General features: G+C 55.1%; 2 protein-coding genes. One reads left to right on the top strand and one right to left on the bottom strand.

Features of this window, described 5'->3' with window-relative positions:
* A partial coding sequence (locus IEX86_RS24570; RefSeq protein WP_308423918.1) for a helix-turn-helix domain-containing protein occupies positions 1-371 on the top strand: 371 nt, incomplete at its 5' end.
* Positions 372-573: 202 nt separating this feature from the next.
* Here IEX86_RS24570 and IEX86_RS24565 read toward each other — a convergent pair.
* The gene (locus IEX86_RS24565; protein WP_188868768.1) at positions 574-1848 is read right to left on the bottom strand and encodes a phage late control D family protein; all 1275 of its coding nucleotides are present in this window, start codon (positions 1846-1848) and stop codon (positions 574-576) included.
* Positions 1849-1874 lie beyond the last annotated feature (26 nt).

Below are 1874 nucleotides of genomic sequence, written 5' to 3'. Positions count from 1 at the left end.
CGGTAATGTCAACAAAAAGGCACGATTTTATGACCATTGGTTCGCGACTCAGAGCTGAACGGAAACGTTTAGGTATGAGCCAGACCGACTTCGCCAAAGTAGGCGGCGTAGGCAAGAACACTCAGGTGATTTACGAAAAAGATGCTGGCAATCCAGATACGGGTTATCTGTCTGCAATTGCAGCTGTAGGCGTGGACGTAATCTTTGTTTTAACAGGTCGATATATTCAGGAGGGTACTCCTGCACTATCGCATGTTGAGCAGGAGATTCTTTGCAATATCCGTGATTTAGAAGATATTGAAAGGGAAACAGTAAGGCGTATGTTGCACGGCCTTGTCGTAACCGCAGATAAGAAAACCAAAGATGACTGATAGATCTTTTAATAGCCCAGCTATGAAGCTTGGCTTTTATGTCTACAGGATCTGCATTAAATCCGTTATGCTTGTACATTAGTCAAACAACTCCATTTGTAGATCCTGTCACACAAAAGCACTGTATAACTAACCAGTGCCGGACGAATGGTAGTGTATATGGATACAGTTAACAACACTGTATAAGCACTTTTTTGTGTGCCTACTCCGTTGCCTTTGCTTCCTGCATCTTTTTCCACTCCCGCTCTACGGCGCGCTTTGCCGTGTTCTTGTTGGCGTATAGGTAGTGCAAGCGCTTAGGCTTGGCCTGATCGCCTGCCGTTACCGCAACCTCTTTGCCCGTCTTCTTGTCCCGGTAGTACGCGACTACGCCGGTGTAGTCGCCCTGAGCGTTTTCAAACAGATCCGAAACCAGATCCTCTGGTAGCTTGGCTTCCAGATCCAGGCGCGTGGTGTAGCCACCGTCTGCGGTGAGGCTGTGCTGGACGTTGCCGCCATGCCAGATAATCGCGTCGATCTCGGCCTTGACGCCGATCAGGGTGTAGCTGAGTTCGGGAATCAGATCCGGGCGGCCCAGAGCCAGCTGGTAGGTGAGGGTGGCGGTGCCGCGCTGCAGACGATTCCATTCCGCACGCGCTGCACGTAGAGCACTGGCCTGGTCGCTGTAGGTATGCCGCAGGTCCTTGAGGTTGTCTCCGCCTCCGGCAATAGCGTGCTGTTTCTTTGCGCTGTTTACATCGTAGTAATAGGCCCGCACACCTTCGTAGCTTTCCCGATCCGCCTGCAGGTAGCTGTGCTGGTCGCCATCCTCGCGGGTGAGGGTGATATGGCCCAGATCCGCGCCGCTGGCTGTCCTGCCTTTGCCTTGCTGGATGAAGATCAGCCGGCCCGCTTTGACGGTGGCCACCGCGTCGTGATCCTCGCCCAGGCGGGTGAGTAGGTTGGCGTCGGACTCGCCGGTCTGGTCCAGCTGCAGCACTGGGAGCGTGTCGAGTTCCTTGGCAATGACTGGCGTCAGGCCTTGCCGAGTGGCAATGGTGCGCAGGATCGTCCCGAGCGTAGTGCTGGTGTAACCGGCGTCTCGTTTCGCTTTCAGCGTCTTGCGTAGGTCCGCACTGCGGGCACGAATACTCAGGATATCCGGTGTACCGCTATGCTCGGTCTCATCCACCACATAGGTGCCTTTGTCGATCAGGCCGGTGGTATTCCAGCCCAGCCAGAGGCGTACCTTGGCACCACGAGGCGGGATAGCGAGCAGGCCATCGTGATCACTCAAGACAATGCTGAGCTGATCAGCTTCCAGTCCTCGGTTATCAGTCAGGTCCAGGCTGATCAGGCGCGGCGCGATCAAGTTGCTGATGTCCGTTCCGTCCACGGTGAGCTTGTAGGTAGCGACCGGGTAACTGGCACCGTTCACCTCCTGGTCGTACAGCTTGCGCAGCTGGCCTGTTGCCTGGTTGAGAGCTTCGCGGATCATAGGATGCTCCGCAGGATGCCATTGGC

Source organism: Pseudomonas asuensis (genome assembly GCF_014646755.1).
Classification (GTDB): Bacteria; Pseudomonadota; Gammaproteobacteria; order Pseudomonadales; family Pseudomonadaceae; genus Chryseomonas; species Chryseomonas asuensis.
Note: the sequence above shows the minus strand (reverse complement) of the source record. Positions and strands in the feature narration are given on the sequence as shown.

Excerpts from the sequence above, each read along its gene's own strand:
- IEX86_RS24565 (WP_188868768.1), bottom strand. The coding sequence starts at position 1,848 with ATGATCCGCGAAGCTCTCAACCAGGCAACAGGCCAGCTGCGCAAGCTG.